24 protein-coding genes and 3 pseudogenes are annotated in these 25,536 nt (G+C 60.0%); 14 read left to right on the forward strand and 13 right to left on the reverse strand.

Annotated features, from left to right (window positions below; translation table 11 throughout):
• Positions 1–149: 149 nt before the first annotated feature.
• Both F8N43_RS24220 and F8N43_RS29620 read left to right on the forward strand, forming a co-directional pair.
• Entirely contained in the window at positions 150–1,388 is a 1,239-nt protein-coding gene (locus F8N43_RS24220) for an MFS transporter (protein WP_150638347.1), read from the forward strand.
• A 50-nt stretch (positions 1,389–1,438) separates the two neighbouring features.
• Positions 1,439–1,543: pseudogene (locus tag F8N43_RS29620) on the forward strand (addiction module antidote protein, HigA family); the annotation flags it as partial.
• 6 nt (positions 1,544–1,549) lie between these two features.
• Here the strand turns inward: F8N43_RS29620 and F8N43_RS24230 are convergent.
• Both F8N43_RS24230 and F8N43_RS24235 read right to left on the reverse strand, forming a co-directional pair.
• Positions 1,550–2,101: a DJ-1 family glyoxalase III gene (locus F8N43_RS24230; protein ID WP_150630435.1), complete on the reverse strand. Its 552-nt coding sequence runs from the start codon at positions 2,099–2,101 to the stop codon at positions 1,550–1,552.
• A 65-nt stretch (positions 2,102–2,166) separates the two neighbouring features.
• On the reverse strand, positions 2,167–2,613 hold the full coding sequence (locus tag F8N43_RS24235; RefSeq protein ID WP_150630434.1) for a DUF4879 domain-containing protein: 447 nt from the start codon (positions 2,611–2,613) through the stop codon (positions 2,167–2,169).
• Between the two features lie 222 nt (positions 2,614–2,835).
• Here F8N43_RS24235 and F8N43_RS24240 point away from each other — a divergent pair, with 222 nt between their 5' ends.
• Together F8N43_RS24240 and trmA are read left to right on the forward strand one after the other, a co-directional pair.
• Positions 2,836–4,131: an NCS2 family permease gene (locus tag F8N43_RS24240; protein ID WP_150630433.1), complete on the forward strand. Its 1,296-nt coding sequence runs from the start codon at positions 2,836–2,838 to the stop codon at positions 4,129–4,131.
• Positions 4,128–5,207, forward strand: coding sequence for a tRNA (uridine(54)-C5)-methyltransferase TrmA (gene trmA, locus F8N43_RS24245; protein WP_150654481.1), 1,080 nt, complete (start codon positions 4,128–4,130; stop codon positions 5,205–5,207). Before F8N43_RS24240 ends, trmA begins: the two co-directional genes overlap by 4 nt.
• 54 nt (positions 5,208–5,261) lie before the next feature.
• Here trmA and F8N43_RS24250 read toward each other — a convergent pair whose 3' ends face one another.
• On the reverse strand, positions 5,262–5,708 hold the full coding sequence (locus tag F8N43_RS24250) for a DUF2442 domain-containing protein (RefSeq protein WP_150654482.1): 447 nt from the start codon (positions 5,706–5,708) through the stop codon (positions 5,262–5,264).
• Positions 5,705–6,133 carry a DUF4160 domain-containing protein gene (locus tag F8N43_RS24255; protein WP_150630430.1) on the reverse strand — a complete coding sequence of 143 codons (429 nt, stop codon included), beginning with the start codon at positions 6,131–6,133 and terminating at the stop codon, positions 5,705–5,707. Before F8N43_RS24255 ends, F8N43_RS24250 begins: the two co-directional genes overlap by 4 nt.
• Before the next feature lie 216 nt (positions 6,134–6,349).
• Between F8N43_RS24255 and F8N43_RS24260 the strand changes: the two genes are divergently transcribed.
• From F8N43_RS24260 to F8N43_RS24270, 3 genes are all read left to right on the forward strand, one after another.
• A complete protein-coding gene (locus tag F8N43_RS24260; protein ID WP_150630429.1) occupies positions 6,350–7,261 on the forward strand; it encodes a LysR family transcriptional regulator in 912 nt (303 codons plus the stop codon).
• A gap of 140 nt (positions 7,262–7,401) precedes the next feature.
• Positions 7,402–7,842: a type II 3-dehydroquinate dehydratase gene (gene aroQ, locus F8N43_RS24265; protein ID WP_150654483.1), complete on the forward strand. Its 441-nt coding sequence runs from the start codon at positions 7,402–7,404 to the stop codon at positions 7,840–7,842.
• A 5-nt stretch (positions 7,843–7,847) separates the two neighbouring features.
• The gene (locus tag F8N43_RS24270; RefSeq protein WP_150630428.1) at positions 7,848–8,702 is read left to right on the forward strand and encodes a shikimate dehydrogenase; all 855 of its coding nucleotides are present in this window, start codon (positions 7,848–7,850) and stop codon (positions 8,700–8,702) included.
• A 45-nt stretch (positions 8,703–8,747) separates the two neighbouring features.
• Here the strand turns inward: F8N43_RS24270 and F8N43_RS24275 are convergent, their stop codons facing one another.
• Together F8N43_RS24275 and quiC are read right to left on the reverse strand one after the other, a co-directional pair.
• Positions 8,748–9,425, reverse strand: a complete 678-nt coding sequence (locus F8N43_RS24275; protein WP_150630427.1) for a TetR/AcrR family transcriptional regulator — start codon at positions 9,423–9,425, stop codon at positions 8,748–8,750.
• 102 nt (positions 9,426–9,527) lie between these two features.
• Positions 9,528–11,429: a 3-dehydroshikimate dehydratase QuiC gene (quiC, locus tag F8N43_RS24280; protein ID WP_150654484.1), complete on the reverse strand. Its 1,902-nt coding sequence runs from the start codon at positions 11,427–11,429 to the stop codon at positions 9,528–9,530.
• 352 nt (positions 11,430–11,781) lie between these two features.
• Between quiC and F8N43_RS24285 the strand changes: the two genes are divergently transcribed.
• The 3 genes and pseudogenes from F8N43_RS24285 (at position 11,782) to F8N43_RS30040 (ending at position 14,756) form a co-directional block, all read left to right on the forward strand.
• Positions 11,782–13,038: an MFS transporter gene (locus F8N43_RS24285; RefSeq protein ID WP_224787855.1), complete on the forward strand. Its 1,257-nt coding sequence runs from the start codon at positions 11,782–11,784 to the stop codon at positions 13,036–13,038.
• Positions 13,039–13,133: 95 nt separating this feature from the next.
• Positions 13,134–13,901 (forward strand): annotated as a pseudogene (locus tag F8N43_RS30035) (MCP four helix bundle domain-containing protein); the annotation flags it as partial.
• A gap of 66 nt (positions 13,902–13,967) precedes the next feature.
• The gene (locus F8N43_RS30040) at positions 13,968–14,756 is read left to right on the forward strand and encodes a methyl-accepting chemotaxis protein (RefSeq protein ID WP_412072601.1); all 789 of its coding nucleotides are present in this window, start codon (positions 13,968–13,970) and stop codon (positions 14,754–14,756) included.
• Positions 14,757–14,762: 6 nt separating this feature from the next.
• Here the strand turns inward: F8N43_RS30040 and F8N43_RS24295 are convergent, their stop codons facing one another.
• The 4 genes from F8N43_RS24295 to F8N43_RS24310 form a co-directional block, all read right to left on the reverse strand.
• A complete protein-coding gene (locus F8N43_RS24295; protein ID WP_150630423.1) occupies positions 14,763–15,641 on the reverse strand; it encodes a DMT family transporter in 879 nt (292 codons plus the stop codon).
• Positions 15,642–15,674: 33 nt separating this feature from the next.
• Positions 15,675–16,490: a sugar phosphate isomerase/epimerase family protein gene (locus F8N43_RS24300; RefSeq protein ID WP_150638361.1), complete on the reverse strand. Its 816-nt coding sequence runs from the start codon at positions 16,488–16,490 to the stop codon at positions 15,675–15,677.
• A gap of 2 nt (positions 16,491–16,492) precedes the next feature.
• Positions 16,493–17,548, reverse strand: a complete 1,056-nt coding sequence (locus F8N43_RS24305; RefSeq protein WP_150630421.1) for a Gfo/Idh/MocA family protein — start codon at positions 17,546–17,548, stop codon at positions 16,493–16,495.
• A 145-nt stretch (positions 17,549–17,693) separates the two neighbouring features.
• Positions 17,694–18,470 (reverse strand): IclR family transcriptional regulator, encoded by a 777-nt coding sequence (locus F8N43_RS24310; protein ID WP_150630420.1) that lies wholly within the window; start codon positions 18,468–18,470, stop codon positions 17,694–17,696.
• Positions 18,471–18,643: 173 nt separating this feature from the next.
• Here F8N43_RS24310 and F8N43_RS24315 point away from each other — a divergent pair, with 173 nt between their 5' ends.
• The 4 genes and pseudogenes from F8N43_RS24315 to F8N43_RS24330 all read left to right on the forward strand — a co-directional run bounded on the left by F8N43_RS24315 (position 18,644) and on the right by F8N43_RS24330 (position 22,640).
• On the forward strand, positions 18,644–20,392 hold the full coding sequence (locus F8N43_RS24315; RefSeq protein WP_150638363.1) for an FAD-dependent oxidoreductase: 1,749 nt from the start codon (positions 18,644–18,646) through the stop codon (positions 20,390–20,392).
• A gap of 21 nt (positions 20,393–20,413) precedes the next feature.
• Positions 20,414–20,566: pseudogene (locus F8N43_RS29625) on the forward strand (aldo/keto reductase); the annotation flags it as partial.
• A 220-nt stretch (positions 20,567–20,786) separates the two neighbouring features.
• The gene (locus tag F8N43_RS24325) at positions 20,787–21,680 is read left to right on the forward strand and encodes a neutral zinc metallopeptidase (RefSeq protein WP_150654485.1); all 894 of its coding nucleotides are present in this window, start codon (positions 20,787–20,789) and stop codon (positions 21,678–21,680) included.
• Positions 21,681–22,640, forward strand: coding sequence for an alpha/beta hydrolase (locus F8N43_RS24330; RefSeq protein WP_150654486.1), 960 nt, complete (start codon positions 21,681–21,683; stop codon positions 22,638–22,640).
• A 52-nt stretch (positions 22,641–22,692) separates the two neighbouring features.
• On the opposite strand, the gene F8N43_RS24335 is transcribed toward F8N43_RS24330, so the two are convergent.
• The 3 genes from F8N43_RS24335 to tesB form a co-directional block, all read right to left on the reverse strand.
• Positions 22,693–23,871, reverse strand: coding sequence for an integrase core domain-containing protein (locus F8N43_RS24335; protein WP_150637996.1), 1,179 nt, complete (start codon positions 23,869–23,871; stop codon positions 22,693–22,695).
• Between the two features lie 194 nt (positions 23,872–24,065).
• On the reverse strand, positions 24,066–24,659 hold the full coding sequence (locus F8N43_RS24340) for an HAD family hydrolase (RefSeq protein ID WP_150630416.1): 594 nt from the start codon (positions 24,657–24,659) through the stop codon (positions 24,066–24,068).
• Entirely contained in the window at positions 24,656–25,525 is an 870-nt protein-coding gene (tesB, locus tag F8N43_RS24345; protein ID WP_150630415.1) for an acyl-CoA thioesterase II, read from the reverse strand. The genes F8N43_RS24340 and tesB overlap by 4 nt, the downstream gene beginning before the upstream one ends.
• Positions 25,526–25,536: the final 11 nt, after the last annotated feature.

Here is a 25,536-nt window from a genome sequence, read left to right on the forward strand (position 1 = left end):
TGCCTCATGGATTCGGCAATCAGCTGCAACACATTCCGTAAGCAATCCCGCCATATCGGTGTCTAGCTAACTAAATTTTCCGGCCCCGCAACTTCTAGTTACAGGTTGGTGATAATCTCGAACCTCCCCTCGCTCAAGATCTGCCACCGATGCCCAGCCAAGCGCCCTTGCTGTTACGTCATCATCGCCCTTTCATCGCGTTCTGGCTGGCTCGGGTGTTTACTGCCAGCGGCTTTCAGATGCTCACCGTGGCCATCGGCTGGAACCTCTATCAACTGACCGGCAACGTGCTGGACCTGGGCCTGGTCGGTCTGGTGGAATTTGCCCCGCGCGTGCTGTTCATGCTGCACACCGGGCACGTCGCCGACCGCTATGACCGCCGTAAAGTCGCGGCCATCTGTCAGTCACTGCAGGCATTGATCGCGCTGACGCTGGCGATTGGCGGCGCTACCGGCCACGTCACCCGGGAAATGATCTTCATCCTCGCGTTCCTGCTCGGCGCCGCTCGCTCCTTCGAGATGCCGACCACCCAGGCGCTATTGCCGAGCATCGTTCCCGCTGCGCTGTTCCCCCGCGCCGTCGCCGCTGCACAGTCGGCGCAACAATCGGCAACCATCGTCGCCCCGGCCTTGGGTGGTTTGTTGTATGCCTTCGGCAGCGTCTGGGTCTACGGGCCGACCGTGATCCTTTATGTGATCGCCTGCCTGTTAATGCTCAACCTGCCCGCCCGGCAAACGCCGCTGAACAAAGGCAAGGCGACCCTCGATTCGCTGCTGGCAGGTGTCCGTTTCATTCGCAGCCGTCCGGATATTCTCGGCGCGATTTCCCTCGATCTGTTTGCAGTGCTGCTCGGCGGAGCGACGGCGTTGCTGCCGGTGTTCGCCAAGGACATTCTGCTGACCGGGCCATGGGGGCTGGGCCTGCTGCGTTCAGCTCCGGCAGTCGGTGCGTTGCTGATGTCGCTGTGGCTGGCGCGATTCTCGGTGGATCGCAAGGTCGGTCGGGTGATGTTTACCGCCGTGGGTGTGTTTGGCGTCGCGACCATTGCGTTCGGCCTGTCGACCTCGTTTTGGTTCTCGCTGGCTGTGCTGGTGGTGTTGGGCGCGGCAGACATGATCAGCATGGTAATCCGCGCGTCCTTCGTGCAACTGGAAACACCGGATGAAATGCGTGGCCGGGTCAGCGCGGTAAACGGCCTGTTCATCGGCGCCTCGAACCAGTTGGGTGAGTTCGAATCCGGCCTTACCGCTCACTGGTTCGGCACGGTGCCGGCGGTGGTCATGGGCGGTATCGGCACGTTGGTGGTCACCGGGGTGTGGATCAAGCTTTTCCCGACGTTGGCCAACCGTGATCGTATGCATGTGCCGGTGGAAGAAGCCAGGGTTTGAACCAGGGCTAGAGCACAATTTTGCCGACCAAGTGCAATACATAGATAGTGATTGGCAAGGCGCGTATGTGGTTAGGGGTTCAGACCGACTACGATCTTTGGCAAGCAGAGCAGCGGGAACAACCGATCATCAAACCGCTTGCCGTTCACGCCTGACATGCTCTAAACCACCAACTCCCCCGCCACCGTCGCCCGTGCAGCTTTGCCGCAGAGTTGTTCCACCAGTGTCAGGGCAAACGCGAGTGCGCCCCCGGAACCTTGAGCGGTCACGCAGTTGCCATCGACCACCACCGGTTGATCGACAAAGTTGCAACCCGACAGTTGATGGCTGGCACTAGGCAGGCAGGTCATCCGCCGCTGACGCAGGACGCCAAAGGTTTGCAGTGCCAGCGCCGGGGCTTCGGCGATGCCGGCGAACAGACGTCCGGCCGCCGCCTGATCCTTGATCAATTGTTGCAAGGGTTGATGCGCCGCCAGATGCTGCGCGCCGACTGCACCGCCGGGCAGTGCGATCAGGTCAAAGGGCTGGGCCAGCAAATCCACCAGCATCGCATCGGCCGTCACGCGGGTGCCGCGGGCACAGGTGAGCATGCGCCGGCCCTCGATGCTGGCCACCACCACTTCAACCTTGGCGCGACGCAGCACATCGATCAGCGTCGCGGCTTGCAGGTCATCGATGCCCTCGGCGAGGGTAATCAGGGCTCTAAAGGTCATGAGTGCAGTCCACAGGATGATCTTTACAGCGTAGTCAGCTTTCCTGCTCTCCGTTCGGGCGGGCGTTACTTGATGTAAAGCTGCGTCGACATCGTATTGCCCGGCGCGTTGATCGACGTGTTGCTGAAGGTGAACGTGCCTTCCTGCTTGCCGGCCAGATCAAAGACATACAGATAACCGACGGTTTTTCTGCCGACGGTGCAATCGGTCAGGTTGCCATTATCAAAGGCGCAAACCGGAGTCCGGGTGCCGTCCACGTCAAAACCGTCGAGCCCGACTTGCGCCTTGCGGCCGTAGCCGACTTCCAGCACGTAGATCTTGATGTTCGGCCCGCTGTGATCGCAACGGGTTTTCTCTTGCCCATCGCCAATGTCTTCAAACCCGCAGGCCGGCGACTCGACCTTGAGCACCTTGACCTGACTCAACGGCCCCGCCGACGCCGCCGAGGCGGTTTGTGCCCCCAGCAACAAGCCAATCACTATTGCGAATACGTTAACCAGATGCGTTTTCATGCTATCCCCATGTCCCCCAAAACCAGCGCGCAGTATGGCGCACTTGGCTTTAACGCAAAACATCGACGACGATCACCACCATAAGCAGCCACAACCCCACGCGGCTGGTATGATGCGCGGCTTTTTCCGACCCACAGAAAATTACCAGGCGCCTGCAGCGGTCTGTGCTTTGCTGTTGAGGTCGATACATTCACGGCGCCGGGCGCGCCACGGGGAGCAGACATGCTGGAAAGGCTGTTTCAACTCAAGGCACACAACACCAACGTGCGGACCGAGATTCTTGCGGGCATCACGACCTTCCTGGCCATGGCCTACATTCTGTTCGTCAACCCGAGCATCCTCGGCGAGACCGGCATGGACAAGGGTGCGGTGTTTGTCGCGACGTGTCTGGCCGCGGCCATCGGCTCCACGGTGATGGGCCTGATCGCCAACTACCCGATCGCCCTCGCACCGGGCATGGGCCTGAATGCCTTCTTCACTTACACCGTGGTTCTGCACATGGGCCACACGTGGCAAGTGGCGCTGGGCGCGGTGTTCATCTCGGCAGTGCTGTTCTTCCTGCTGTCGATCTTCCGCATCCGTGAATGGATCATCAACAGCATCCCGTTGCCGCTGCGTTCGGCGATTGCTGCCGGTATCGGCCTGTTCCTGGCGCTGATTGCCCTGCACAACGCCGGCATCGTGGTCAGCAATCCGGCGACCATGGTCGGTCTCGGTGACCTGAAACAACCGGCTCCGATCCTCGCAACGCTTGGCTTCGCCCTGATCGTCGCCCTCGAAGCGCTGGCCGTACGCGGTGCAGTACTGATCGGGATTCTGGCGGTGACCATCGTTTCGATCCTGATGGGCTTCACCCCGTTCGGCGGCGTGATGTCGATGCCGCCATCGCTGGCGCCGACCTTCCTGCAACTGGACATCAAGGGTGCACTGGACATCGGTCTGGTCAGCGTGATTTTCGCCTTCCTGTTCGTCGACCTGTTCGACAACTCCGGCACCCTCATTGGCGTCGCCAAGCGCGCCGGCCTGATGGGCAAGGACGGCCACATGCCGAAAATGGGCCGCGCCCTGATCGCCGACAGTACCGCGGCTATGGCCGGTTCGTTGCTGGGTACGTCGACCACCACCAGCTACATCGAATCCGCCGCCGGCGTCAGTGCCGGTGGCCGCACCGGCTTGACCGCCATTGTCGTGGCGATTCTGTTCCTGCTGGCGTTGTTCTTCTCGCCACTGGCCGCCAGCATTCCGGCATACGCCACAGCACCGGCACTGCTGTTCGTCGCCGTACTGATGACTTCCGGCCTGGCCGAAATAGACTGGGACGACATCACCGTTGCCGCACCGGTCGTGGTCACTGCACTGGCCATGCCATTCACGTATTCCATCGCCAACGGCATCGCCTTCGGTTTCATCTCCTGGACCGCGATCAAGTTGCTGTCCGGTCGCGGCCGTGAACTGAACCCGGCGCTGGTGATTCTGTCGATTCTGTTCGTGATCAAGTTGGGTTGGTTCAACGCATGACTTTTGATTCCCAGGCTTACACCGCTCAGCTCGAAGAAAAGGTCTCGCGCCTGCGCGACCTGCTGGCCCCGTTCGATGCACCTGAACCGGCCGTGTTCGATTCGCCGCTGAAAAACTTCCGCCTGCGCGCCGAGTTCCGCTTGTGGCGTGAAGGCGGCGAGCGCCACTACGCGATGTTTTCCCAGGAAGACAAACGCACACCGATCCTGATCGAAGCGTTCCCGATCGCCAGCCTGCGCATCAACGAATTGATGCCGCAACTGAAAGCCGCGTGGAAAGCCAGTGCGGCCCTGAGCCACAAGCTGTTTCAGGTGGAATTCCTGACCACCCTGGCCGGCGATGCAATGATCACGCTGTGCTACCACCGTCCTCTGGACGAACACTGGCACGCTGCGGCATCGAAACTCGCCGCCGAGCTTAACGTCAGTGTGATCGGCCGCTCCAAGGGCAAACGCGAAGTGATCGGTCACGATTACGTGGTCGAAAAACTGCAAGTCGGTGGCCGCACGTTCAGCTACCGTCAACCGGAAGGCGCGTTCACCCAGCCCAACGGCACCGTGAACCAAAAGATGCTCAATTGGGCTTATGACGCGCTCGGCGATCGTCCCGACGATCTGTTGGAGCTGTATTGCGGCAACGGCAACTTCACGCTTCCGCTCGCTACCCGCGTACGTAAAGTGTTGGCCACCGAAATCAGCAAGACCTCGGTCAACGCGGCACTGAGCAACCTCAGCGAAAACGCGGTGGACAACGTCACGCTGGTGCGTCTGTCCGCCGAAGAGCTGACCGAGGCCTTGAACGAAGTTCGCCCGTTCCGTCGCCTGCAAGGCATTGACCTCAAGAGCTACGAGTTCGGCAGCGTCTTCGTCGACCCGCCTCGCGCCGGCATGGACCCGGACACCTGCGAATTGACCCGACGCTTCGACAACATCCTGTACATCTCCTGCAACCCGGAAACCCTCGCGGCCAACATCGCCCAGTTGCATGACACCCACCGCATTACCCGATGCGCGATGTTCGACCAGTTCCCGTGGACTCACCACATGGAGTCCGGGGTGCTGTTGACCCGACGTTGATTGCAGCCGTCCGATACAAAACAGCCGTCATTTCGACGGCTTTTTTGTGCGCGCTCATTCAGTGATTTCTGGCTTGCGCGGACGCCCGCCCTTGCGACCATTGGCCCGCGCGGCCTCGGCTTTGGCGGCACTGCTTTGGCGACCATTGCGCGAAGCGATGACCGAGGCGGCCATGTCCATCAGCGGCTTGCTCGCCGAGATCATGCCGGCGATCGAGACTTGAAGATCCTTGCCCTCATGGCAGAGGGCGGTTCCGGAAAAGCCGACTTTCAGCTCGGCGAGATCCTCGACCTCGAAATCATTGAATTCGGGATAGTGCTGCACAGGCAGCAGCACGCCACTACCATCAATGAAACTGACGGCCAGACAAGGTTCCACAAAGGACACGGCCGTCACCTGCAATCCGCTTTTGTGACGCACTTGCCCTCGCCGGATGGCTTCATCCAGCACGTCCTCGGTGACGGGCCGATCGGCCATCATGCTTGCTTCTATCGTTTTCATAGTTTGATCTCCACGCCCTCCCAAACACCGATCAGCGACAGCAGGGTCTTGTTCGTCTCGGGCTCATAGCAAGCCGAATAAATCATGGTGGTCGTACTGGCAATCCTTTTGGCCACCACAACTTCGCCGGTTTGCCAGTCCCATATCTGATGGTCGAGGCAGACCGTGTGCAGCTTTTCCCACCAGATGCTCCGGGCGCGACGCAAGTGAGCGGGTTGTCTGAGCGCGTGACGCAACCCTTCCAGCACGGCCACCGGTGGCCGGTTTGAATGGGGCACCACGTCCCACAGTTCGACACTGTTGTGCCAAAAACTGAATTTGAAGCGTGCGCTCCAGCTTCCGGCATCCACATGTGCGTGCGGCGGGCAATGCTCGTCAAGGAGCATGATCACCACTGAAAGCCCTTTGTAGCTGAACAATTTCATTGTTAACCCATCCGTTAGGTTAATGAGCCCGAGGACTCGTCATTCCTTTAAAAATCCGATAACCGGTACAGGCGTGCACATTGCCAGCCGAACTTGAGGCTAGCGTTCCAACGCAAATCGAGCGCGGCGATCCGGGGCAAAAATGGTAAGCAATCCTTTCCGCAATTTGATAAATACTGCATCAAGCCCTTCATTTGATCTCCGGTGTAATCAATCATGCAGCGAACATTCGACGATCTTCAGCTCGGCAGCATCGAACTGTTTTGCCTCGCCGCCGAAGCGGGCAGCTTTACCGCTGCCGCGCTGGTGGCCGGCGTGACCCCCGCAGCGGTGAGCCGTTCCGTATCGCGCATGGAAGAACGCCTGGGTGTACGGCTGTTCGCGCGCACCACTCGCAGCGTCAAACTGACCGACAGCGGGCGCCGCTATTACGAAGAATGCCGCCAGGCGCTGGCGCAACTGGTCGAGGCCCAACGAGAGGTCATGGGCCAGCAGCAGCAGCCTTCCGGCACGTTGCGCATCAGCATTCCCACGACGTATGCGCATCACCGGATCCTCCCGTTGCTGCCGGCGTTTCGGGAGCGCTTTCCGCAAGTAAAAGTCGAATCGCATATCAGCAACCGCAACATTGATTTCGTCGGTGAAGGCTATGACCTGGCCATCCGTGTGCGGGCGATTCCGGATTCAGGGCTGATCGCCCGGCAACTTGAGGACGCGGAACTGGTGATGATCGCCAGCCCCGATTACCTGAAACGCGCGGGCATACCGCAAACCCTGGATGATCTCAAACAGCACGAATGTATCCAGTACGATTTGCCCAGCAGCGGTCGGCGGATTGCCTGGCTGTTCAACGACGATGGGGTGCAGCGCGAGATTCTCGCCGAGGGCGATCTCAGTTGTTCTGACGACGTTCTGGGCGGTGTGACCCTGGCCAAACATGGGGCGGGCCTGTTCCAGACCTATCGGTTCATCGTCGAAAAGGAGCTGGCCGATGGCTCGCTGGTGGAAGTCCTCAAACCTTACGGCGGGCGGTCACGGCCATTCACCCTCCTTTACCCGCAAAGCCGCCATGTGCCTCTGCGGTTACGGGCGTTTATTGATTTTCTGGTAGAGCATTTGCCACGCTGAATGATCGAAAGCGTCCGATCACCGCACACAAAGCTTCGTCGCGGCGCCTCTTCAATTGACCAAATTAACCATCTAGTACAATTTATCTCCACAGGCTGAAGCATCAGCCGATGCCAAGAACAATAAGTGGAGAGACCCTGATGAACCCTATCGTTCTGGTGCTCAACGGCCCGAACCTGAACCTGCTGGGCACGCGCGAGCCCGCGACCTACGGCCACGAAACCCTGGCGGATATCGCCGCGTTGTGTGGCCGGGCTGCCGAAGAATTCGGCCTGACGGTGGAATTTCGCCAGACCAACCATGAAGGCGAACTGCTCGACTGGATACACGCCGCCCGCGGTCGTTGCGCCGGGATCGTCATCAACCCCGCCGCATGGACCCACACCTCGGTTGCCATTCGTGATGCCCTGGTCGCCAGCGAATTGCCGGTGATCGAAGTCCATCTGTCCAACGTCCATGCTCGCGAACCCTTCCGCCACCACTCCTTTGTTTCAGCCATTGCCACCGCAGTGATGGCCGGTTTCGGCAGCCACGGCTACCGCTTGGCGCTGGAGCATTTCAGCCTGCGCTTGAAAGGGTGAACACAGTGACTCAGAACAACGCAGTACTGGCCGGGCTGATCGGCGCCGGCATCCAGGCATCCCGTACACCCACGCTGCACGAACACGAAGGCGACGCCCAGGGTTTGCGCTACCTCTACCGACTGATCGACCTCGATCAGTTGAAACTCGACAGCAGCGCCCTGCCCGACCTGTTGATGGCGGCCGAGCGCATGAACTTCACCGGTCTGAACATCACCTTCCCCTGCAAGCAGTCGATCATCCCGTTGCTCGACGAATTGTCGCCGGAAGCCCGCGGCATCGGCGCGGTGAACACGGTGGTGTTGAAGGACGGTAAACGCATCGGCCACAACACCGATTGCCTGGGGTTTGCCGAAGGTTTTCGCCGTGGCTTGCAGGGCGTTGCCCTTGAGCGTGTGGTCCAGATGGGCGCCGGTGGTGCGGGTGCCGCAGTGGCCCACGCGTTATTGAGCGAAGGCGTACAACGGCTGACTATTTTCGACGTGGAAATCAGTCGCGCGCAGAGTCTGGCGGACAATCTCAATCAGCATTTCGGCGCTGGCCGAGCCGTAGCAGGGCATGACTTGCCGAACACGCTGGCACAGGCTGACGGCCTGGTGAACACCACGCCTATGGGCATGAAAAAACTCCCGGGCATGCCGGTCCCGGTGGAGTTGCTGCGGCCACAGTTGTGGGTGGCGGAGATCGTTTACTTCCCGCTGGAAACCGAACTGCTGCGCAACGCCCGCGCCTTGGGTTGCCGGACACTGGATGGCGGCAACATGGCGGTGTTTCAGGCGGTAAAGGCGTTTGAGCTGTTCAGTGGCGTGGTGCCGGATGCGCAGCGAATGCTGGCGCATTTTCAAAGCATGAATGGCTGATGCAACTTGTAGGAGCCCGCAGCAAGCCGGCTCCTACAAATAACGTCAGGCCTGCAGGTATCGCAAAACCGACTCGCAAATCATCTCCCGATGACGCTGCTTGATGCTTTCGTCCGGCAGGTCGATCTGAAAAATCTCACCAAAGGTATGGCGGTTCGACACGCGATAGAAGCAGAACGAACTGATCAGCAGATGCACATCCAAAGGCTCAAGCCCTGTCCGGAACACACCCTCTTCAGCGCCGCGACGCAATATCACGCCCAGTGAATCAAGAATGGTGTTGTTCATCGCCTTGATCGCATCGGAACGTTTCACGAATTCGGCGTTGTGAATGTTCTCGATGCTGACGATGCGCACGAAATCGACGTTGCGATCGTGGTGATCAAAGGTGAACTCCACCAGCCGCCGAATCGCTTCCACCGGCGCCAGTTCGGCCAGGTGCAGGCGGTTTTCGGTGTTGCGAATATCGCCGTAGAGCTTCTCCAGCACCTCGATGTAGAGCTGTTCCTTACTGCCGAAGTAGTAATAGATCATGCGTTTCGAGGTATGGATGCGCTCGGCGATCGCATCGACGCGAGCACCGGAAAGCCCCTGCTGGACGAACTCGACAATGGCTTCTTGAAGAATGTTCTCGCGGGTCTTTTCCGGGTTGTTCTTGCGACTCTTGCGAGGCTCGGTCATGGGTTCGTCGGGCGCTACGGAGAGTTCTGAGGTCATTGTCATTGCGGGCTCACGGCCATCACTGCACACGCCGGCGATTATGAGCCGCACCGCACAGTGAAGGAAGCTGCGCGGCAGCGGTTTATCCTCGCGTTTACCAAATCACTACAACTTCGCCTGACGAATGGCGCCGCTGCGGGACTTGGCCATGGCCGCCAGCCGCACCGCCACGTTGGCCGCGCCGTAACCGGCATAGCCATTCTTGCGCTGGATGATTTCAAAGAAGAACCGCCCTTCGAAGGGCTCGGTATAGACGTGAAACAGCTCACCGCCCTGGGCATCACGGTCGTAGAGCACGTTGTAATAGGCCAGTTCGCTGAGGAATTCGTCGTCGAAATCGAACCGCGCGGCCAGGTCATCGTAATAGTTGAGCGGGATATCCAGCAGCGGTACGCCCGCCTCCTTGGCGCGACTGACTTCGGCAAAGATATCGTCGCAGTCAAACGCAATGTGATGCACACCGGAGCCGCGATAACTCGACAGCGCGTGTGAGATCGCGGTGTTTCGGTTCTCGGAAATGTTCAGCGGCAAGCGGATCGAACTGTCGCGGCTGCGCAGCGCCCGGCTCTTCACCAGACCGTACGGGTCCGGCAGCACCACTTCGTCGTCAGCTTCGAAATCCAGCAGGCTCTTGTAGAACAGCACCCAACTGTCGAGGCTGTCAGCCGGCAACGCCATGGCCATGTGGTCGATGCGCTTGAGGCCACCGCTGGCCGCTGCCGTCGGTTGCAGATTGAAATCGGTGTCGTAGACGTCGGCGTCCTGGTCCACCAGATAAATCAGGCTGCCATCCGGCGCACGCACCGCGGCCAGCTCCAGTTCATTGGGGCCGACCAGTCCGCGATACGGCTGACCTTTGTAAGCCACGGCCCGGGCCAGCGCACTGGCGCTGTCGTTGACCCGCACCGCAGTGGCGCACAGCGACGGGCCATGAGCTTCGAAAAAGCTGTGGGCAAACGAGTAAGGCTCGGAGTTGAGGATCAGGTTGATGTCGCCCTGACGCATCAGGCTCACGCTTTTGGAGCGGTGCTGGCCGGCCTTGACGAAACCCAGTCGCTCCAGCCAATGAGAGAGCTTGGCGCCAAGGCTTTCGTCCACGGCGAACTCAAGAAATTCGATGCCGTTGTATTCACTGGCTTTGGGCGTCTCGAACAGAATGTCCGGGTTGGCCGCCGGTTTGGCTTCCTGCGCCAGTCGCTCGCGGGTTTTCTCTTCCAGGTACAACAACGAACGCAAACCGTCGGCGGCGTTGGCTCGTGGCGGCGCGGCGCGGAAACCGTCGTTGAAGATCTCGAGCGACAACGGTCCGGTGTAGCCACTTTTGATAATCGGCGCGAGGAACCCCGGCAAATCGAATTCGCCCTGGCCCGGGAAGCAGCGAAAATGCCGGCTCCATTCCAGCACGTCCATGGCCAGGATCGGCGCGTCGGCCATTTGCACGAAGAAGATTTTGTCGCCTGGGATCTCAGCAATGGCCGTTGGATCGCCCTTGAGCGACAACGTGTGAAAACTGTCCAGCAACACGCCGAGGCTCGGGTGATCCGCCTGGCGAACAATGTTCCACACCTGTTGCCAAGTATTGACGTGGCGACCCCAGGCCAACGCTTCGTAGCCGATTCGCAGACCACGGGCACCGGCGTGTTCGGCCAGCAGGCGCAAGTCGTCGACGAGGATTTGCTCATCCCCCACGGAATCGGCAGACGCATTACTGCACACCAGCACCAGGTCCGTGCCCAGCTCCTGCATCAGGTCGAACTTGCGCTCGGCCCGTTCCAGATTGCGCGGCAGACGGTCGCGGCGGCAACCTTCGAAATCGCGGAAGGGTTGAAACAGGGTGATGGCGATCCCGAGATCGGCGCACATCTGTTTAATTTCTCGGGGACTACCGTCGTAATAGAGCAGGTCGTTCTCGAAAATCTCCACCCCGTCGAAACCGGCGGCGGCAATGGCTTCGAGTTTTTCCGGCAGGGTACCGCTCAAGGACACGGTGGCAATGGAACGCTGCATGTTTCGACTCCCGGTGGAGGCTTCGGCTACAGGGAATTTGCGCCGCTTTTAAAAGAGTGAGTGAATTATTGAGCGGCCCCATACAATGAGCAATTCAAAGTGTACTACCCAGTTAGTTTTGCGTGCGATTATCGAACAGAATGGCCTTTGGCGAATTGACGATTTTTCGTCCACTGCCCACCATCCACTACACATTGAGTCCGGTCACAACCAGCGGTCTCGGTGACCCAAGACTCAAAACACCACATAAAAATAATCGGTGGCCTACATGACTCCTTCCCAAAGCTCTCCCGTGGAGCGCTCCTCCACGACTCCTGCCGTCGGCGGTATCGGCGATAAAATCCGTGGCGCCATGGCTGTCGGCAAAACCCGCTGGGGCATGCTGGCGCTGGTGTTTTTCGCCACCACCCTGAACTACATCGACCGCGCCGCACTGGGCGTGATGCAGCCGATCCTGGCCAAGGAAATGAGCTGGACGGCGATGGACTACGCCAACATCAACTTCTGGTTCCAGGTCGGTTACGCCATCGGTTTCGTGCTGCAAGGCCGGCTGATCGATCGGGTCGGCGTGAAACGCGTGTTCTTCTGCGCGGTGCTGCTCTGGAGCCTGGCGACCGGCGCCCATGGCCTCGCCACCTCGGCGGTCGGCTTCATGGTCTGCCGTTTTATCCTCGGGCTCACCGAAGCCGCCAACTACCCGGCCTGCGTGAAGACCACGCGGTTGTGGTTCCCGGCCGGCGAACGCGCCGTGGCCACCGGTATTTTCAACGCCGGCACCAACGTCGGTGCGATGTTCACGCCAATGCTGCTGCCGCTGATCCTGCACGTGTGGGGCTGGCAGGCTGCGTTCCTGTGCATGGCATCCCTGGGCGGGATCTGGTTGCTGTTCTGGGGTTTGAAGTACTTCAACCCGGAAGATCACCCGAGCGTCAAACAGTCGGAGCTGGACTACATCCAGAAGGAAGTCGAACCGGAACAGGCCCGCGTACCGTTCTCGAGAATCCTGCGCATGCGTGGCACCTGGGCCTTCGCCCTCGCCTACTCGATCACCGCGCCGGTGTTCTGGTTCTACCTGTACTGGCTGCCGCCGTTCCTTAATCAGCAATACAACCTGGGCATCAACGTGACCCAGATGGGTATCCCGCTGATCATCATTTACCTGACGGCCGACTTCGGCAGTGTCGGCGGCGGCATCCTGTCCTCGTTCCTGATCGGCCGTGGCATGAACCCGATCAAGGCGCGACTGATGTCCATGTTCCTGTTCGCCTGCTGCATCGTCGGCGTGATCATGGCCGCTGGTTCGAGCAGCTTGTGGGTGGCGGTGTTTGCGATTTCCCTGGCCATCGGTGCACACCAGGCCTGGACCGCGAACATCTGGAGCCTGGTGATGGACTACACGCCTAAACACATGATGAGTACGGTGTTCGGCTTCGGCGGCATGTGCGCCGCCATCGGCGGGATGTTCATGACCCAGTTGGTCGGCCACATTCTGACCATCACCAACAACAACTACACCGTGCTGTTCACCATGATTCCGGCGATGTACTTCATCGCGCTGACCTGGATGTACTTCATGGCGCCCCGCAAGATTCCGACTGTCGAAAACTGACACACCCCAAACGCAGGCCTGATCCCGGGCCTGCGTTTTTTTATGCGCAGGATTTATGAATGTCCCCTTTTTTCTCAACACCACAGAGACCCACCATGTCGCCAGGTCACTTGAGCATTGCCAAACGCGCCGTGATCAGCTTCGGCGTTATCGCCCTGCTGGTTCTGTTGCAGGGACTGTTCGCCCTCAAACAGGTCGCGCAGGTCCGCGCCACCGGCCAGCACACGGAAAACATCTCCCTGCCGAGCGTTCGCTACCTGGGTGAAATCCGCGACTACGTCCTTAGCATTCGCGTACTCAGCCTGCGCATGGCACTCAACCGCGACCCGAAAGTGCTCGATGCCACCGTCACACGCCTGCATCAAGTACAAGGCTGGCTGGGCGAGACGCTGGAAAAATTCACCCCGCTGGTCGGTGATTACAACCGGGAGCCGTACGAAAAGTTCGTTGCCACCGTCACCCGTTACCGTCAGGCGTTGGCGCAATATGAAGCGCTGTCGCGGGAGAACCGCAGCGAGGACATGACCGCGCTGCTCAACGGCAAAATCCAGGATTACTCGACGCAGACCGGTGACCAGTTCGCCGAACTGATGGCCCTTGCCGCCAACGAAGTCAGCCTGTCGGCCAACCAGGCCGATTCGCTTTACAGCCAGGTGAAGTTCACCGTGATCGGTGCGCTGATAGCCGTTGCGCTCCTGACCTTGTGCCTGGCCTGGTTGCTGATCCGCAGCATCGTCGTTCCGATCCGTCAGGCCGTCGCCGTGGCCGAGCAAGTCGCCGCCGGTGACTTGAGTAAACCGATCCGCAGCCATGGCACCGATGAAACCGCACGTTTGCTCAAGGCCTTGTCGGCCATGCAAACCAGCCTGCGCGAAACCCTGCAACTGATCAGCGGCACCTCGACGCAATTGGCGGCGGCTGCGCTGCAGATGAATCAGAACACTCGGCAGGATTCCGCTCGGCTGCAACAGCAACACAATGAAATCGAGCAAGCCGCCACGGCCGTGAACGAGATGACGGTCGCGGTGGAAGAAGTCGCACGTAACGCGGTGTCGACTTCCGACAGCACTCGCCTGTCCACGCAACAAGCCAGCCAGGGTCAGACGCGGGTCATTGAGACACTCGATTCGATTCAGGCGATGAGCAGCAATGCCGGCATCGCTCTGCAACAGGTACAGACGCTTGCCGAGCAATCCCGGGAAATCGGCAAGGTGCTGGACGTGATCCGCGCCATCGCCGAACAGACCAACCTGCTCGCCCTCAATGCCGCCATCGAGGCCGCGCGCGCCGGGGAAGCCGGGCGTGGGTTCGCAGTGGTGGCCGATGAAGTGCGGGCGCTGGCTCATCGCACCCAGCAATCGACCCGCGAAATCGAACAGATGATTGGCCGCGTGCAGGGCGATACCGACAGCGTGGTGCTGTCGATGCACGACAACAGTCAGCGCGTCGCCGAAACCTTGTCGATTGCCGAACAGGCGGGTCTGGCACTGGCAGAAATCACCCGGGCCATGGAGCAGATCCATGAACGTAATCTGGTGATCGCCAGCGCGTCAGAGGAACAGGCGCAAGTGGCCCGCGAGGTGGATCGCAATTTGCTGAACATCCGCGATCTGTCGCTGGAAAGTGCCGACGCCTCGACCCGGACCAGCGCCACCAGTCAGGAACTGTCGCAACTGGCGACCGGCCTGCAAAACCTGGTGGTGCGTTTCAGATTCTGATCATGTTCAGCGACGGCTTTGCTGCCAAGCTGCCGCCAACCCGCTGCAGCAAATCACCGCGATCCCGACCACTGTGGTCAGGGTCGGCGTGTGGGAAAACAGCAACCAGCCCAACAAACCGGCAAAGACAATCTGGCAATAGCCGAATGGCGCCAGCAGCGCCGGGGCGGCATAGCGGAATGCCTGGGTCAGAAACAAGTGCGCCGTCATCCCGCACGCGCCCAGCGCCACCATCATCAAGCCATGCCCAAGGCTCGGCACCTGCCAGAAGAACGGCACGAGCGCACTCATCACCAGGGTGTTGCACAAGCCGGCGAAAAAGTTGCTGGTGGTCGGGCTGTCGATGCTGCTGAGCTTGCGAGTGAGCAATTGATAGAAGCAGAAAAACAGCGCCGAGCAGAGCGGTAGCAGCACCGCTGGGGTGAACAGATCGCCGCCGGGGTGGACGATGATCAACACGCCGATAAATCCGCAAATCACCGCGATCCATTGACCGCGGGTCACCCGCTCACGCAGCAGTGGTACCGACAGCGCAGTGACCAGCACCGGCGCGAGAAAGTTAACCGCCGTGGCTTCGGCCAACGGGATGTACTGCAAGCCGGTGGTGAAAAACAGACTGGTGCCCAGCAGGCACAGCGCCCTCAGCAACTGCAGCCACGGTCGTTTTGTGCGTAGGACTCGCAGCCCGGATTGCGGCAGAAAAATCCCGGCCATCAACAAGGTGTGAACCACATAACGGGCCCAGACCACCATGACAATCGGGTAGAACCCCGAAAGGTACTTCGACAGGGCGTCGTGACTGGAGAAGAGGAAGGTCGCGACAACGATCAGCAAAATCCCTTTGAAGGGTTGGTTTACGCCGGAGAGCGGGGTGCTGACGGTCATTAGCGATCCTTTTTTACATCGAAAGTCAAAAGCTTACCGGCGTGCCAACAATTCCCGGGTTTTATCCAACGCCATCTGCGCCCGTTGCAACCCGCTCACGCCCTGCTCCAGCAACTTCACGGTGGGTATCTCCAGGCTCAACGGAATATTGGCTGGCAAACACTGCAACAACCCCGCCAGATCACAATCGCCATCCCCCGGAAAACGTCGCTCGTTGCGGGCCTGACGCAAAATTTCCGCCATGTCCGTCGGACGCGCCCCCGCCACATCACACAACTGTGCATACCGTAACCGTGACGGGGCGACTTTGACCAGATCTTCCAGCCGCGATCCTGAACGATCGAAATGGAAAGCATCGACCAGCACCGCGCCGTTTTCACGCCCGGCACTTTCGACGATACGCACCGCTTGTTCCAGATTGCGTGCGTCGGTCCAAGGCATGAACTCCAGGTGCGGATGGAGCCCGTAAGGTGCCGCCAGATCACAGAGCCGGGCGAAGTTTTCCGTAAGCCGCTGCTCGTCAGAATCATTACCGGCCACCAGCAATTCACTGGCACCGAACTGCGCACCAACCGCCAGAATCTTCTCGAAATCGGCGACAACCGTGTCCGGTTTAAGACGCAGGATTTCAACATCCAGCACACGAATGCCGGTGTCGCGCAGACGCGCCAGCGTCTCACGCCGCAAACCGATATCGGCGACCAGCGCAAAGTGATGTTCTTCGGGTGTCGCAGGCTCAAGGCGCAGTCCCACGTGGCTGTAACCAGCCCGCGCCGCGACGTCCACCATTTGCGGCGGCGATAACTCCAGTACCGTCAGACTGGCCAGGGAAAAGATCCGTTCACTCATGTTCACTCCTCGATCAACATCGGCGCACAGGCTCGACGGGTTTCGGCGGCTTCGCGGATGGCTTCGATCAGCGCCAATGTGCGCGCGGCATCGGCAGCGCTGACCAACGGCTCGACCTCCCGGCGTGCCACCCGCACGAAATGTTGCAACTGCAAACGCAACGCTTCTTCGCCGCTGAAACTCTCCTGCACGGGCAGCAAGGGGTCATGCCACCCCCCATCGGTATCGGCGTAATGCCAGCGTTTGAGCTGAGGAATGCTTAACGCGCCGCCCGTACCGGCCAGCAAGTAACACGGCTGATCGGCCTGGCGCGGATACATCGGGTTCTCCCCGGAATCCAGCTCCCAACTCCAAGGCGCCGCCACCGCGTCGGAGCCGGTCAGGCTGCCCAGTGCGCCACTGTCGAATTGCAGCAACACCGCCGCGCAATCCTCGTTGGCAAACCCGCGCACCGCGTTGCTGGTGATCGCCTGAACCTGCCGCACTTCACCGCACAGATGCCGCAGCAGATCGAGGTCGTGAATCAGGTTGGTCAGCAACATTCCCGCGCCCGGCTCGCGGCGCCACGGTATTTCGAAATAACTGTCGGGTTTGCGCAATTGCCAGAGCGCCGTCACCGTCGTCAGCCGTCCCAAAGTACCGCTTTGCACCAGTTCGCGGGCACGGACAATCAACGGATTGTGGCGGCGATGGTGGCCGACCAATACCGGCACGCCAGTGGCTTTCGATGCAGCCACCAACTCGCGCGCTTCATCCAGGTGCACCCCGACCGGTTTTTCCAGCAGGACGGGCACGCCGACAGCCAGGCAGTCGAGCGCGGTGCTGACGTGCAGCGTGTTCGGATTGGCAACGATCACCGCGTCCGGCTTCACTTGCTCCAGCATCTGACGATGATCGGAGAAATATCCCACGCCCCATTCGACCGCGAGCGCAGCCGCTTGTGGGCCAGGGTCGGCCACCGCACAGAGGGTCGCTTCGGTCAGGGTCCTCAGATGCTGATAATGCAGCTGGCCCATGTTGCCGGCACCGATCAGGGCGATGCGAAGGGGGGAAGGCATGGTGCGGTCCTCTTGTGGTTATTGTGGGTGACAACCAACAATTTAGAACCTGGTTCCAGATTCTTACACACGCGAACCACGAATGTGTGCGAACAACGCACATCTTTCCGGGCGAGCAGAGATCACTGTGGAGGGTGGCGCCTGGTTAACTGAAGAGTTCCGACGCCTGACTCGCCGCCGACAACTCCTCGGTAAATTTCAACAACAGCGGCGCCAACTCATGCAGCCGCGCCCCCGGCATCCGCGCGCTCGGCCCGGCGATGCTCAGCACCCCGATCACTCGCCCATCGCCAGGGTGGCGCACCACCGCCGCAATCGCCGAAGTGCCCACTGCCGAACTCTCTTCGACCCAGGCGTAACCCTGCTCGCGCGCCAGACGCAGGCGCTCGAGCAATTCAATGTTGGAGCGTGGCGCGTTTGGCCCGAGGTCTTTCGGCCGCTCGCCGCCCTGACGCTCCACCAGCGATAACGCTTCGGCATCACTCATGCACGCCAGCCACGCATGCCCCGACGCCGTGTAAAACAAGGGCGCATCACGGCCCATGTCCGGGTCGTAACGCAAACCGGCCCGAGCGCCCTGGGACTTGGCAATCCAGGTCTGCCGCTCACCTTCGATCACCCCGAGCCGCACCAGCTCGCCGGTTTCCTGCGCCAGGCGATCGAGCACCGGCTGCACGATATCGGTGCCGCTTCCCGACAGATAACGGAAGCCCATGGCCACCAGCTTGGTCGACAAGTGATAGCGCAGGTTTTCCGGATTCTGCCGCACGTAACCCAGCCGAATCAGTTCGGCGAGCAGGCGATGAGTCGCGCTTTTCGGGATGTCCAGTTGTTCCGCCAGCGTCTGCATCGGCAAGCCGCGAGGGTCATTGGTAAGGCTTTCCAGCACGCTGAAAACACGTTCGATCTGACTGCCGGCCATGGGAGGTTCCACCTGAAATTTGCTCGATTCTAGAAGACAAACCGCTCAATGCGAAATCTGGAACTGCTTGTCCGGTAACCGCCCGCTTTATCGGCTGGATGATTGCCTAACAGATTCATGTCGCTATATTTTCTGGAATCAAATTCTAAAAATGTGCACTGGAGTTTTCAACAATGCCTGCCGAATCCCATAGCTCTCCGGACATCGACTGCGATGTGCTGGTCGTCGGCTCCGGTGCAGCCGGGTTATCGGCAGCGGTTACCGCTGCCTGGCACGGATTGAAAGTGATCGTGGTGGAAAAAGACCCAGTGTTTGGCGGCGCCAGCGCATGGTCGGGCGGTTGGGCCTGGGTGCCGTGTAACCCACTGGCGCGGCGCGCCGGCATCGTCGAAGACGTCGAACAACCGCGCACCTACCTGAAACACGAACTGGGCCAGCACTACGATCCGGCGATGATCGACGCGTTTCTCGAAGCCGGCCCGCGCATGGTCGAGTTCTTCGAGCAGCACACGTCCCTGCAATTCGCCGACGGCAACGCCATCGCCGACATTCATGGCGGTACTCCGGGCGCGGGTACCGGTGGGCGCTCGGTGATCGCCGCGCCTTATGACGGGCGAAAAGTCGGCAAACTGCTGAAGCGTCTTCGCCCAACCATGCGGGAAACTTCGTTCATGGGCATGCCGATCATGGCGGGCGCGGACCTGACGGCATTTCTCAATCTGACCCGCTCTTTGTCAGCGGCATGGCATGTGACCCAACGCTTCACCCGGCATCTGCGCGACCTTGCCGTTCATGGCCGGGCAATGCAACTGGTCAACGGTGTGGCGTTGGTCGCCCGTTTGGCAAAGTCCGCCGAAGACCTTGGCGTATTACTGTGGGAATCGGCACCAGTGACTCAATTGCTTCTCGACGGCGACCAGGTGCGAGGCGCGATGGTGAGCACTGAAAGAGGCAGCATCCGCATCCATGCGCGCAAGGCTGTGGTGCTCGCAGCCGGTGGGTTTGCCAACGACATCGAGAGGCGCAAGGCGTTGTTCCCGCGTACACCGACCGGCAACGAACATTGGGCGCTGCCACCGCTTGGCGTGGCCGGTGATGGCTTGCGCCTGGGTGAAAGCGCGGGTGCGCGGGTCGACACCGACATGGCGTCGCCCGTCGCGTGGGCGCCGGTTTCACAAGTGCCGCACCGTGATGGCAGCCTCGGTCACTTCCCGCACATCGTCGAGCGCGGCAAACCGGGGATCATCGGTGTACTGAGCAACGGCCAGCGTTTCGTCAACGAAGCCAACGGCTACTTCGACTACGTGACAGCCATGGTCGCCGCCGCACCTCAGGGTGAAGAAGTGGCTTCCTGGCTGATTTGCACCCATGGTTTTCAACGCCGCTATGGGCTGGGCATCTCTCGGCCATTTCCGGTTCCGTTGTCATCCTTTATCCGCAGCGGCTATCTGAAAACCGGCAACACGATCGAGGAATTGGCCCAGGCTTGCGGCATCGACCCGGACGGCTTGCGTAGTACGGTGGCGGACTACAACCGGCATGCGCGCAACGGTGAAGACCCCTTGTTTGGCCGTGGTTCGACGCCTTACAACCGCAAACAGGGTGACGCCTTGCAGCAACCCAACCCGTGCGTAGCCCCCATCGAGCAAGGGCCGTTTTACGCGGTGAAAGTCCAGCCCGGCTGCTTCGGCACCTTCGCCGGGCTCAAGGTCAATCAACACGCCCAGGTCCTCGGCGAATCAGGCCAAGCCATCGCAGGGCTGTACGCCGCGGGCGGCGACATGGCCAGCATCATGGGCGGGCACTACCCCGCCGGCGGCATTAATCTCGGCCCTGCGCTGACGTTTGGCTACATTGCCGCGCGACATATCGCCGGAATCACTGCTTACGAACAGGAGATCGACCATGCAGCGCATCGTTAATGCACAGGGTTTGAATATGTCCAAACCAGCAGCGAGGCCAATCAACTGGCCAACCTGACCTCGCTCGAAGTCCGGCTGGATGATGAAGACCGGGCGTTGATTGCCGGTTTGTCCAAACGCGGACGGCAGGTCAACCCGGACTTTGCGCCAGTGTGGGATGCGTTCGACCGGTAATCACCGGACAAGGTATTGGGCGCTCGCCCTGACGCCATAAAAACCTGTCACCTGACGGAATTTGATGGGTTATCCACGTTCAATACAAGTCTGCACTGTTCCCGGTGACCACTGACGGTGACCGGGAATGCGGCCGTGCGCGAAAAGCCGGACGACCGGACTGGCGCCGCTCTCACTCACCAGCAACACTCATCCCCACGGACAATCAGAGGATTCCCACATGCTATGGAAAAAAGGCCGACGCAGCGACAACGTGGTCGACGCCCGTGGTGATGATGCCGGAGGCGGTGGCGGCGGGATGCGCTTTGGTGGCGGCAAGGGCCTGAGCCTGACCGCGATCATTCTGATTGTCGGCATCGGTTGGATCACCGGCCAGGACCCGCTGCAGATCCTCGGCCAACTCACCGGGCAAATGACCGAGCAATCGGCACCCGCACCGACGCAAACCCGCAAGGCTCCGCCAGCCAATGACGAAGGGGCCGAATTCGTACGGTCGATCCTCGGTGACACAGAAGACACCTGGGGCCAGATTTTCCAGCAGGCCGGCCGGCAGTATAAAAATCCGACGCTGGTGCTGTTCAGCAACCGGGTGAACTCGGCGTGCGGTCTGGCGACATCGGCGACCGGGCCGTTCTATTGCCCGGCGGACCAGAAGGTTTACCTGGACATGAGTTTCTTCCAGGAAATGTCGCAACGCTTTTCCGCGGCGGGTGATTTCGCTCAGGCCTACGTGATCGCTCACGAAGTCGGACACCACGTTCAGACCTTGCTCGGCGTTTCCGCGAAAATTCAGACCGCCCGCCAGCAAGGCCGGCAAATGGAAGGCGACGGCGGTTTGCTGGTGCGCCAGGAACTGCAAGCGGATTGCCTGGCAGGTGTCTGGGCCAACAATGCACAGCAGCGCCTGAACTGGCTGGAACCGGGCGACATCGAAGAAGCCTTGAATGCTGCCAACGCCATCGGCGACGACCGCTTGCAACAGCAAGGTCAGGGTCGCGTGGTGCCGGACTCGTTTACCCATGGCACGTCAGCGCAAAGGGTGCGCTGGTTCAAAACCGGATTTGCGCAAGGCCAGGTCGGCCAGTGCGATACCTTTGCGGCGAAAAACCTATAGATGAACAAGTGGCTGTTGGTTCTGTTGTTCACCTGCGCAAGTACCCAGGCTGCCGAGCAGGGGGTCAAGGAGATCAGCCCCGGACGGCTGTTGCTGGAAGAAGGTGAGATGGCGGTGGGCATTGGCCCGGCGCCGGCGAAAATCGAACGCGTGCTGATTATCATCCATGGACGGTTGCGCAACGCCGAAACCTATCGCCAGAGCGCCGAGCGTGCGGCAGAACTGGCCGGGCAAAGCGCGAATACGCTGGTGATTGCTCCGCAATTCCTCAATGAAACCGACGTGACACTCCAACCCGTGGCCGACACTGTGTTGCGCTGGCAGGGCAATGACTGGATGGCCGGCGGTTTATCCACCGCTCCGTTTGCGCTGAGTTCCTACGCGGCTCTCGACCAGATCATCGCCCGGCTCGGCGATCGTCGACAGTTTCCGGATGTGAAAGACGTCGTCATCGCGGGTCACTCGGGTGGGGCCCAGGTGGTTCAGCGTTATGCGTTGTTGAGTCACGATCAACCGGAGCTCAAGGCTGCAGGCGTGCATGTGCGTTATGTCATCGCCAACCCGTCTTCCTACGCGTATTTCGATGAGCGCCGGCCGGTGGCTTTCAGCCACGCCGGTTGCCCGGAGTTCAATCGCTGGAAGTACGGTCTGACAGATTTGCCGGCTTATGCTGAAGGCCAAACGCCCGCGCAACTGGAGGAAAACTACGTCCAGCGTGACATCGTCTATCTACTGGGGCAGCAGGACATCGACCCGAATCATCCGGCACTGGATAAAGGCTGTGAGGCGAAAGCCCAGGGCGCCAATCGGTTGATTCGCGGACGCAATTATTTTGATTTCTTGAAGCGTAGTCATCCACAAGGATTGAATCAGCAATTGATCGAAGTGCCTGGAGTTGGGCACAACGGGGATGGGATGTTTACGTCGCCGGAGGGGCAGAAGATATTGTTTGGTCAGTAAGCCTTGCGGTGCCTGAGAGGCCGCCATCGCGGTGTAGAAACGGACACATCCTTTACGATTGAAACCGGGGACATCCTTTACGTTTCTGTTGGCTTGAAAGGCGGCTCTCGCCGCTTTTCAGTCTGCCTAAAAGGTAGTTACAGAGATAAATATTCCACACATCATCGTCCACTTCCTTGAGTCCTAGCGCCTCACCTGCCAAGGATTCACTGACGAAAATCATTTTGCCTTTCCATTTCATTGACCCATTCTGCCTGACCATGCGAATTGTCATATCCGAAGCGTAATCGGCCTCGGGCACGCGTCCGTCGTACTGCCGTTGCGACGGTTCATAGACGTCCGCAGGAACTTTCATCTCTAAAGCCTTGTGAGGCCTTACGTAATTGAATTCCTGTCGAAACTTTTCGAACGCCAACTGTTGCTCCACCAGATTACGTTCAGGTGCATGAAGCAACGCAGCCTTAAGCGTTCGATGCATGCGTTCATGACGGCCATTCTGGTCCGGTCGCCCCGGCTGGATTCGCTCCGGGTAAATTCCTAAACGTATCCACCAAGCCGCCAGGCTGGATATGCGTGAAATGCCGGTGGAGGCAAAGGGAGAACCGTTATCTGTGCGAATTACATCAGGCAAGCCGTACTCCCGAAACGCCCAGTCAAATCCTTCGCGGGCACCGGCAACGCTGCTTTGTGCTCTGCACAGCAATAGAAATCGGCTGACGTGATCGGTAATTGTCAGTGGATAACAACGTTGGCCGTTCTGAAGCGCGAAGTCACCTTTGAAATCCGCGGCCCATGTCTGATTAGGCGCAGTGGCGTCGCGCAGCGGATTCTTTCCTGCTGGCGGGCGATTGAGGAATCGGCGTTTTTGCACCAGGCCCGCTCGCTTAAGCCACTCGCCTGCAGTGCTGACAGTTGGCCAAGACAATTCTGGATGATCGATTCTAAGGTTATGTACTAGCTTCTCAGGCCCCCAGCTGTGATGCTCGCGCTTATACGCGATTAACAACTCAAGGACCTCGTCGCTAATTTTGAAAGGGCTCGTATGCGGACGCCGTGACAGCTCTTTTAGCCCATCAATGCCCTGCAACTTGTAGCGTGCAAGCCATTTGTCCAAAGTGGGGCGGCTGAGCCCGTAGTGGCGGGCCAGCTCGCTTTTGGAATAGCTGCCTTGCAGCCAGTCGCCTATAAGTTTGATCCGTTGATCCATTGGGGACTCTCGATTCCAGGGCATGGTCAGGTACCTCCTGACCGTATTTCACACCTGTAAAGGATGTCTCCGGTTTAAAACGTAAAGGATGTCTCCGGTTTCTACCCGGGCAAGCCCGCTCCCACAGGATGCTTCGCCGGATGAAAATTTTGCGTTACATGCAAATCACTGTGGGAGCGGGCTTGCCCGCGATGGCGGCCTCTCAGCGCGCCAATTCCTCAAGCCGAAAGCATCTGCCTCAGTTCCACACAATCCGCCGCATGCCAATCGGTCAACTCCGGCCACGGGTTATCCGGCAGATTCACCAATACCGTACGCGCCCCCGCCGCCCGCCCGCAATCCAGATCAAACCGGTAATCACCGACCATCACCATCTCGCTCGCCGGCACGTTCCAGGCCTCGGCCAGTTTCAACAAGCCACCGGGATGCGGCTTCGGCGGCGCTTCATCACGCCCCAGCACATCCTCCACCGCGAAGCAGTCGGCCAGGCCAATGGCCTCCAGGGTGACATGCGCCAGTTCCCGCGCATTGCGCGTCAGAATGCCCAGACGATAACCGCGCCCTGCCAACTCACGCACCAACTCGACGGCACCCGGCGCCGGTTTCGAACCCAGTGCCAGATCCCGTTCATGCTCCAGCAACCACGCGTGTTTTGCCGCGGCTTCATCGGCTGGCAGCGCCGCGAGGTGGGTCAGAATGTCGTCTTCGGCCGGGATCGCCAAGGCCACGCGAATCGCCGCGAAATCATGCACGGCCACCGTCAGGGTGCCATCCATGTCGAACACCCAGTGCCGCACCTCGGCCAGGCTCATGCCCAATCCTTGCGGTGACGAATCAGGCCTTCCTGAGTGACCGAGGCCACCAATTGCCCGGCACGGTTGAACACGCTGCCGCGAGAGAAACCACGGGAATTACCTGCCCAAGGGCTGTCCATTGCGTACAACAACCAGTCATCGGCGCGCAGGTCCGCGTGGAACCACAGTGAATGATCAAGGCTGGCAACCTGCATGTCTTTCTGCCAGACCGACTTGCCGTGCGGCTGCATCGACGTGGTCAGCAGACCGAAATCCGAGGCGTAGGCCAGCAGGTATTTGTGCAGCGCCGGCGTATCGGCCAAGGCACCGTCGGCACGAAACCAGACGTACTTGATTGGATCGGACGGCTGCGGGTTGTAGGGATCTTTCTCGGTGACCGGTCGGAATTCGATCGGTTTCGGGCACAGGAATTTTTCGCGCATGTGCTCGGGAATCAGGTGCGCACGCTGCTGGGTCAGTTCCAGCTCCGAGGGCAGGTTTTCCGGGCCGACCACGGTCGGCATCTCGGCCTGGTGCTCGAAGCCTTTTTCGTCGTACTGGAACGAGGCGCTGCACGTGAAGATAGGGTTGCCCTTCTGGATGGCCGTCACCCGGCGCGTGCTGAAACTGCCGCCGTCGCGGACCCGGTCAACCTGATACACAACAGGCAACGCGGAATCGCCCGGACGCAGGAAATAACCGTGCATCGAATGCACATGGCGCGCAGCTTCGACCGTCTGACTGGCCGCCGACAGGGACTGGCCGATTACCTGACCGCCGAACAACTGACGAAAACCCAGGTCCTGACTGCGGCCACGGAACAGGTTTTCTTCGATCGGTTCCAGGGTCAGCAAGTCGACCAGATCATCCAACACTTGGCTCATTCAGACTCTCC

This window comes from Pseudomonas fluorescens (assembly GCF_902498065.1).
GTDB lineage: Bacteria > Pseudomonadota > Gammaproteobacteria > Pseudomonadales > Pseudomonadaceae > Aquipseudomonas > Aquipseudomonas fluorescens_BJ.

Coding starts and splice junctions, on each gene's coding strand:
- F8N43_RS24250 (WP_150654482.1), bottom strand. CDS start 5,708: ATGAAAACGATAGAAGCAAGCATGATGGCCGATCGGCCCGTCACCGAG.
- F8N43_RS24330 (WP_150654486.1), top strand. CDS start 21,681: ATGAACAAGTGGCTGTTGGTTCTGTTGTTCACCTGCGCAAGTACCCAG.
- F8N43_RS24220 (WP_150638347.1), top strand. CDS start 150: ATGCCCAGCCAAGCGCCCTTGCTGTTACGTCATCATCGCCCTTTCATC.
- F8N43_RS24285 (WP_224787855.1), top strand. CDS start 11,782: ATGGCTGTCGGCAAAACCCGCTGGGGCATGCTGGCGCTGGTGTTTTTC.
- F8N43_RS24235 (WP_150630434.1), bottom strand. CDS start 2,613: ATGAAAACGCATCTGGTTAACGTATTCGCAATAGTGATTGGCTTGTTG.
- F8N43_RS24340 (WP_150630416.1), bottom strand. CDS start 24,659: ATGAGCCTGGCCGAGGTGCGGCACTGGGTGTTCGACATGGATGGCACC.
- F8N43_RS24230 (WP_150630435.1), bottom strand. CDS start 2,101: ATGACCTTTAGAGCCCTGATTACCCTCGCCGAGGGCATCGATGACCTG.
- aroQ (WP_150654483.1), top strand. CDS start 7,402: ATGAACCCTATCGTTCTGGTGCTCAACGGCCCGAACCTGAACCTGCTG.
- F8N43_RS24335 (WP_150637996.1), bottom strand. CDS start 23,871: ATGCCCTGGAATCGAGAGTCCCCAATGGATCAACGGATCAAACTTATA.
- F8N43_RS24305 (WP_150630421.1), bottom strand. CDS start 17,548: ATGCCTTCCCCCCTTCGCATCGCCCTGATCGGTGCCGGCAACATGGGC.
- F8N43_RS30040 (WP_412072601.1), top strand. CDS start 13,968: ATGAATCAGAACACTCGGCAGGATTCCGCTCGGCTGCAACAGCAACAC.
- F8N43_RS24260 (WP_150630429.1), top strand. CDS start 6,350: ATGCAGCGAACATTCGACGATCTTCAGCTCGGCAGCATCGAACTGTTT.
- trmA (WP_150654481.1), top strand. CDS start 4,128: ATGACTTTTGATTCCCAGGCTTACACCGCTCAGCTCGAAGAAAAGGTC.
- tesB (WP_150630415.1), bottom strand. CDS start 25,525: ATGAGCCAAGTGTTGGATGATCTGGTCGACTTGCTGACCCTGGAACCG.
- F8N43_RS24315 (WP_150638363.1), top strand. CDS start 18,644: ATGCCTGCCGAATCCCATAGCTCTCCGGACATCGACTGCGATGTGCTG.
- F8N43_RS24275 (WP_150630427.1), bottom strand. CDS start 9,425: ATGACAATGACCTCAGAACTCTCCGTAGCGCCCGACGAACCCATGACC.
- F8N43_RS24255 (WP_150630430.1), bottom strand. CDS start 6,133: ATGAAATTGTTCAGCTACAAAGGGCTTTCAGTGGTGATCATGCTCCTT.
- F8N43_RS24240 (WP_150630433.1), top strand. CDS start 2,836: ATGCTGGAAAGGCTGTTTCAACTCAAGGCACACAACACCAACGTGCGG.
- F8N43_RS24310 (WP_150630420.1), bottom strand. CDS start 18,470: ATGGCCGGCAGTCAGATCGAACGTGTTTTCAGCGTGCTGGAAAGCCTT.
- F8N43_RS24295 (WP_150630423.1), bottom strand. CDS start 15,641: ATGACCGTCAGCACCCCGCTCTCCGGCGTAAACCAACCCTTCAAAGGG.
- F8N43_RS24325 (WP_150654485.1), top strand. CDS start 20,787: ATGCTATGGAAAAAAGGCCGACGCAGCGACAACGTGGTCGACGCCCGT.
- F8N43_RS24300 (WP_150638361.1), bottom strand. CDS start 16,490: ATGAGTGAACGGATCTTTTCCCTGGCCAGTCTGACGGTACTGGAGTTA.
- quiC (WP_150654484.1), bottom strand. CDS start 11,429: ATGCAGCGTTCCATTGCCACCGTGTCCTTGAGCGGTACCCTGCCGGAA.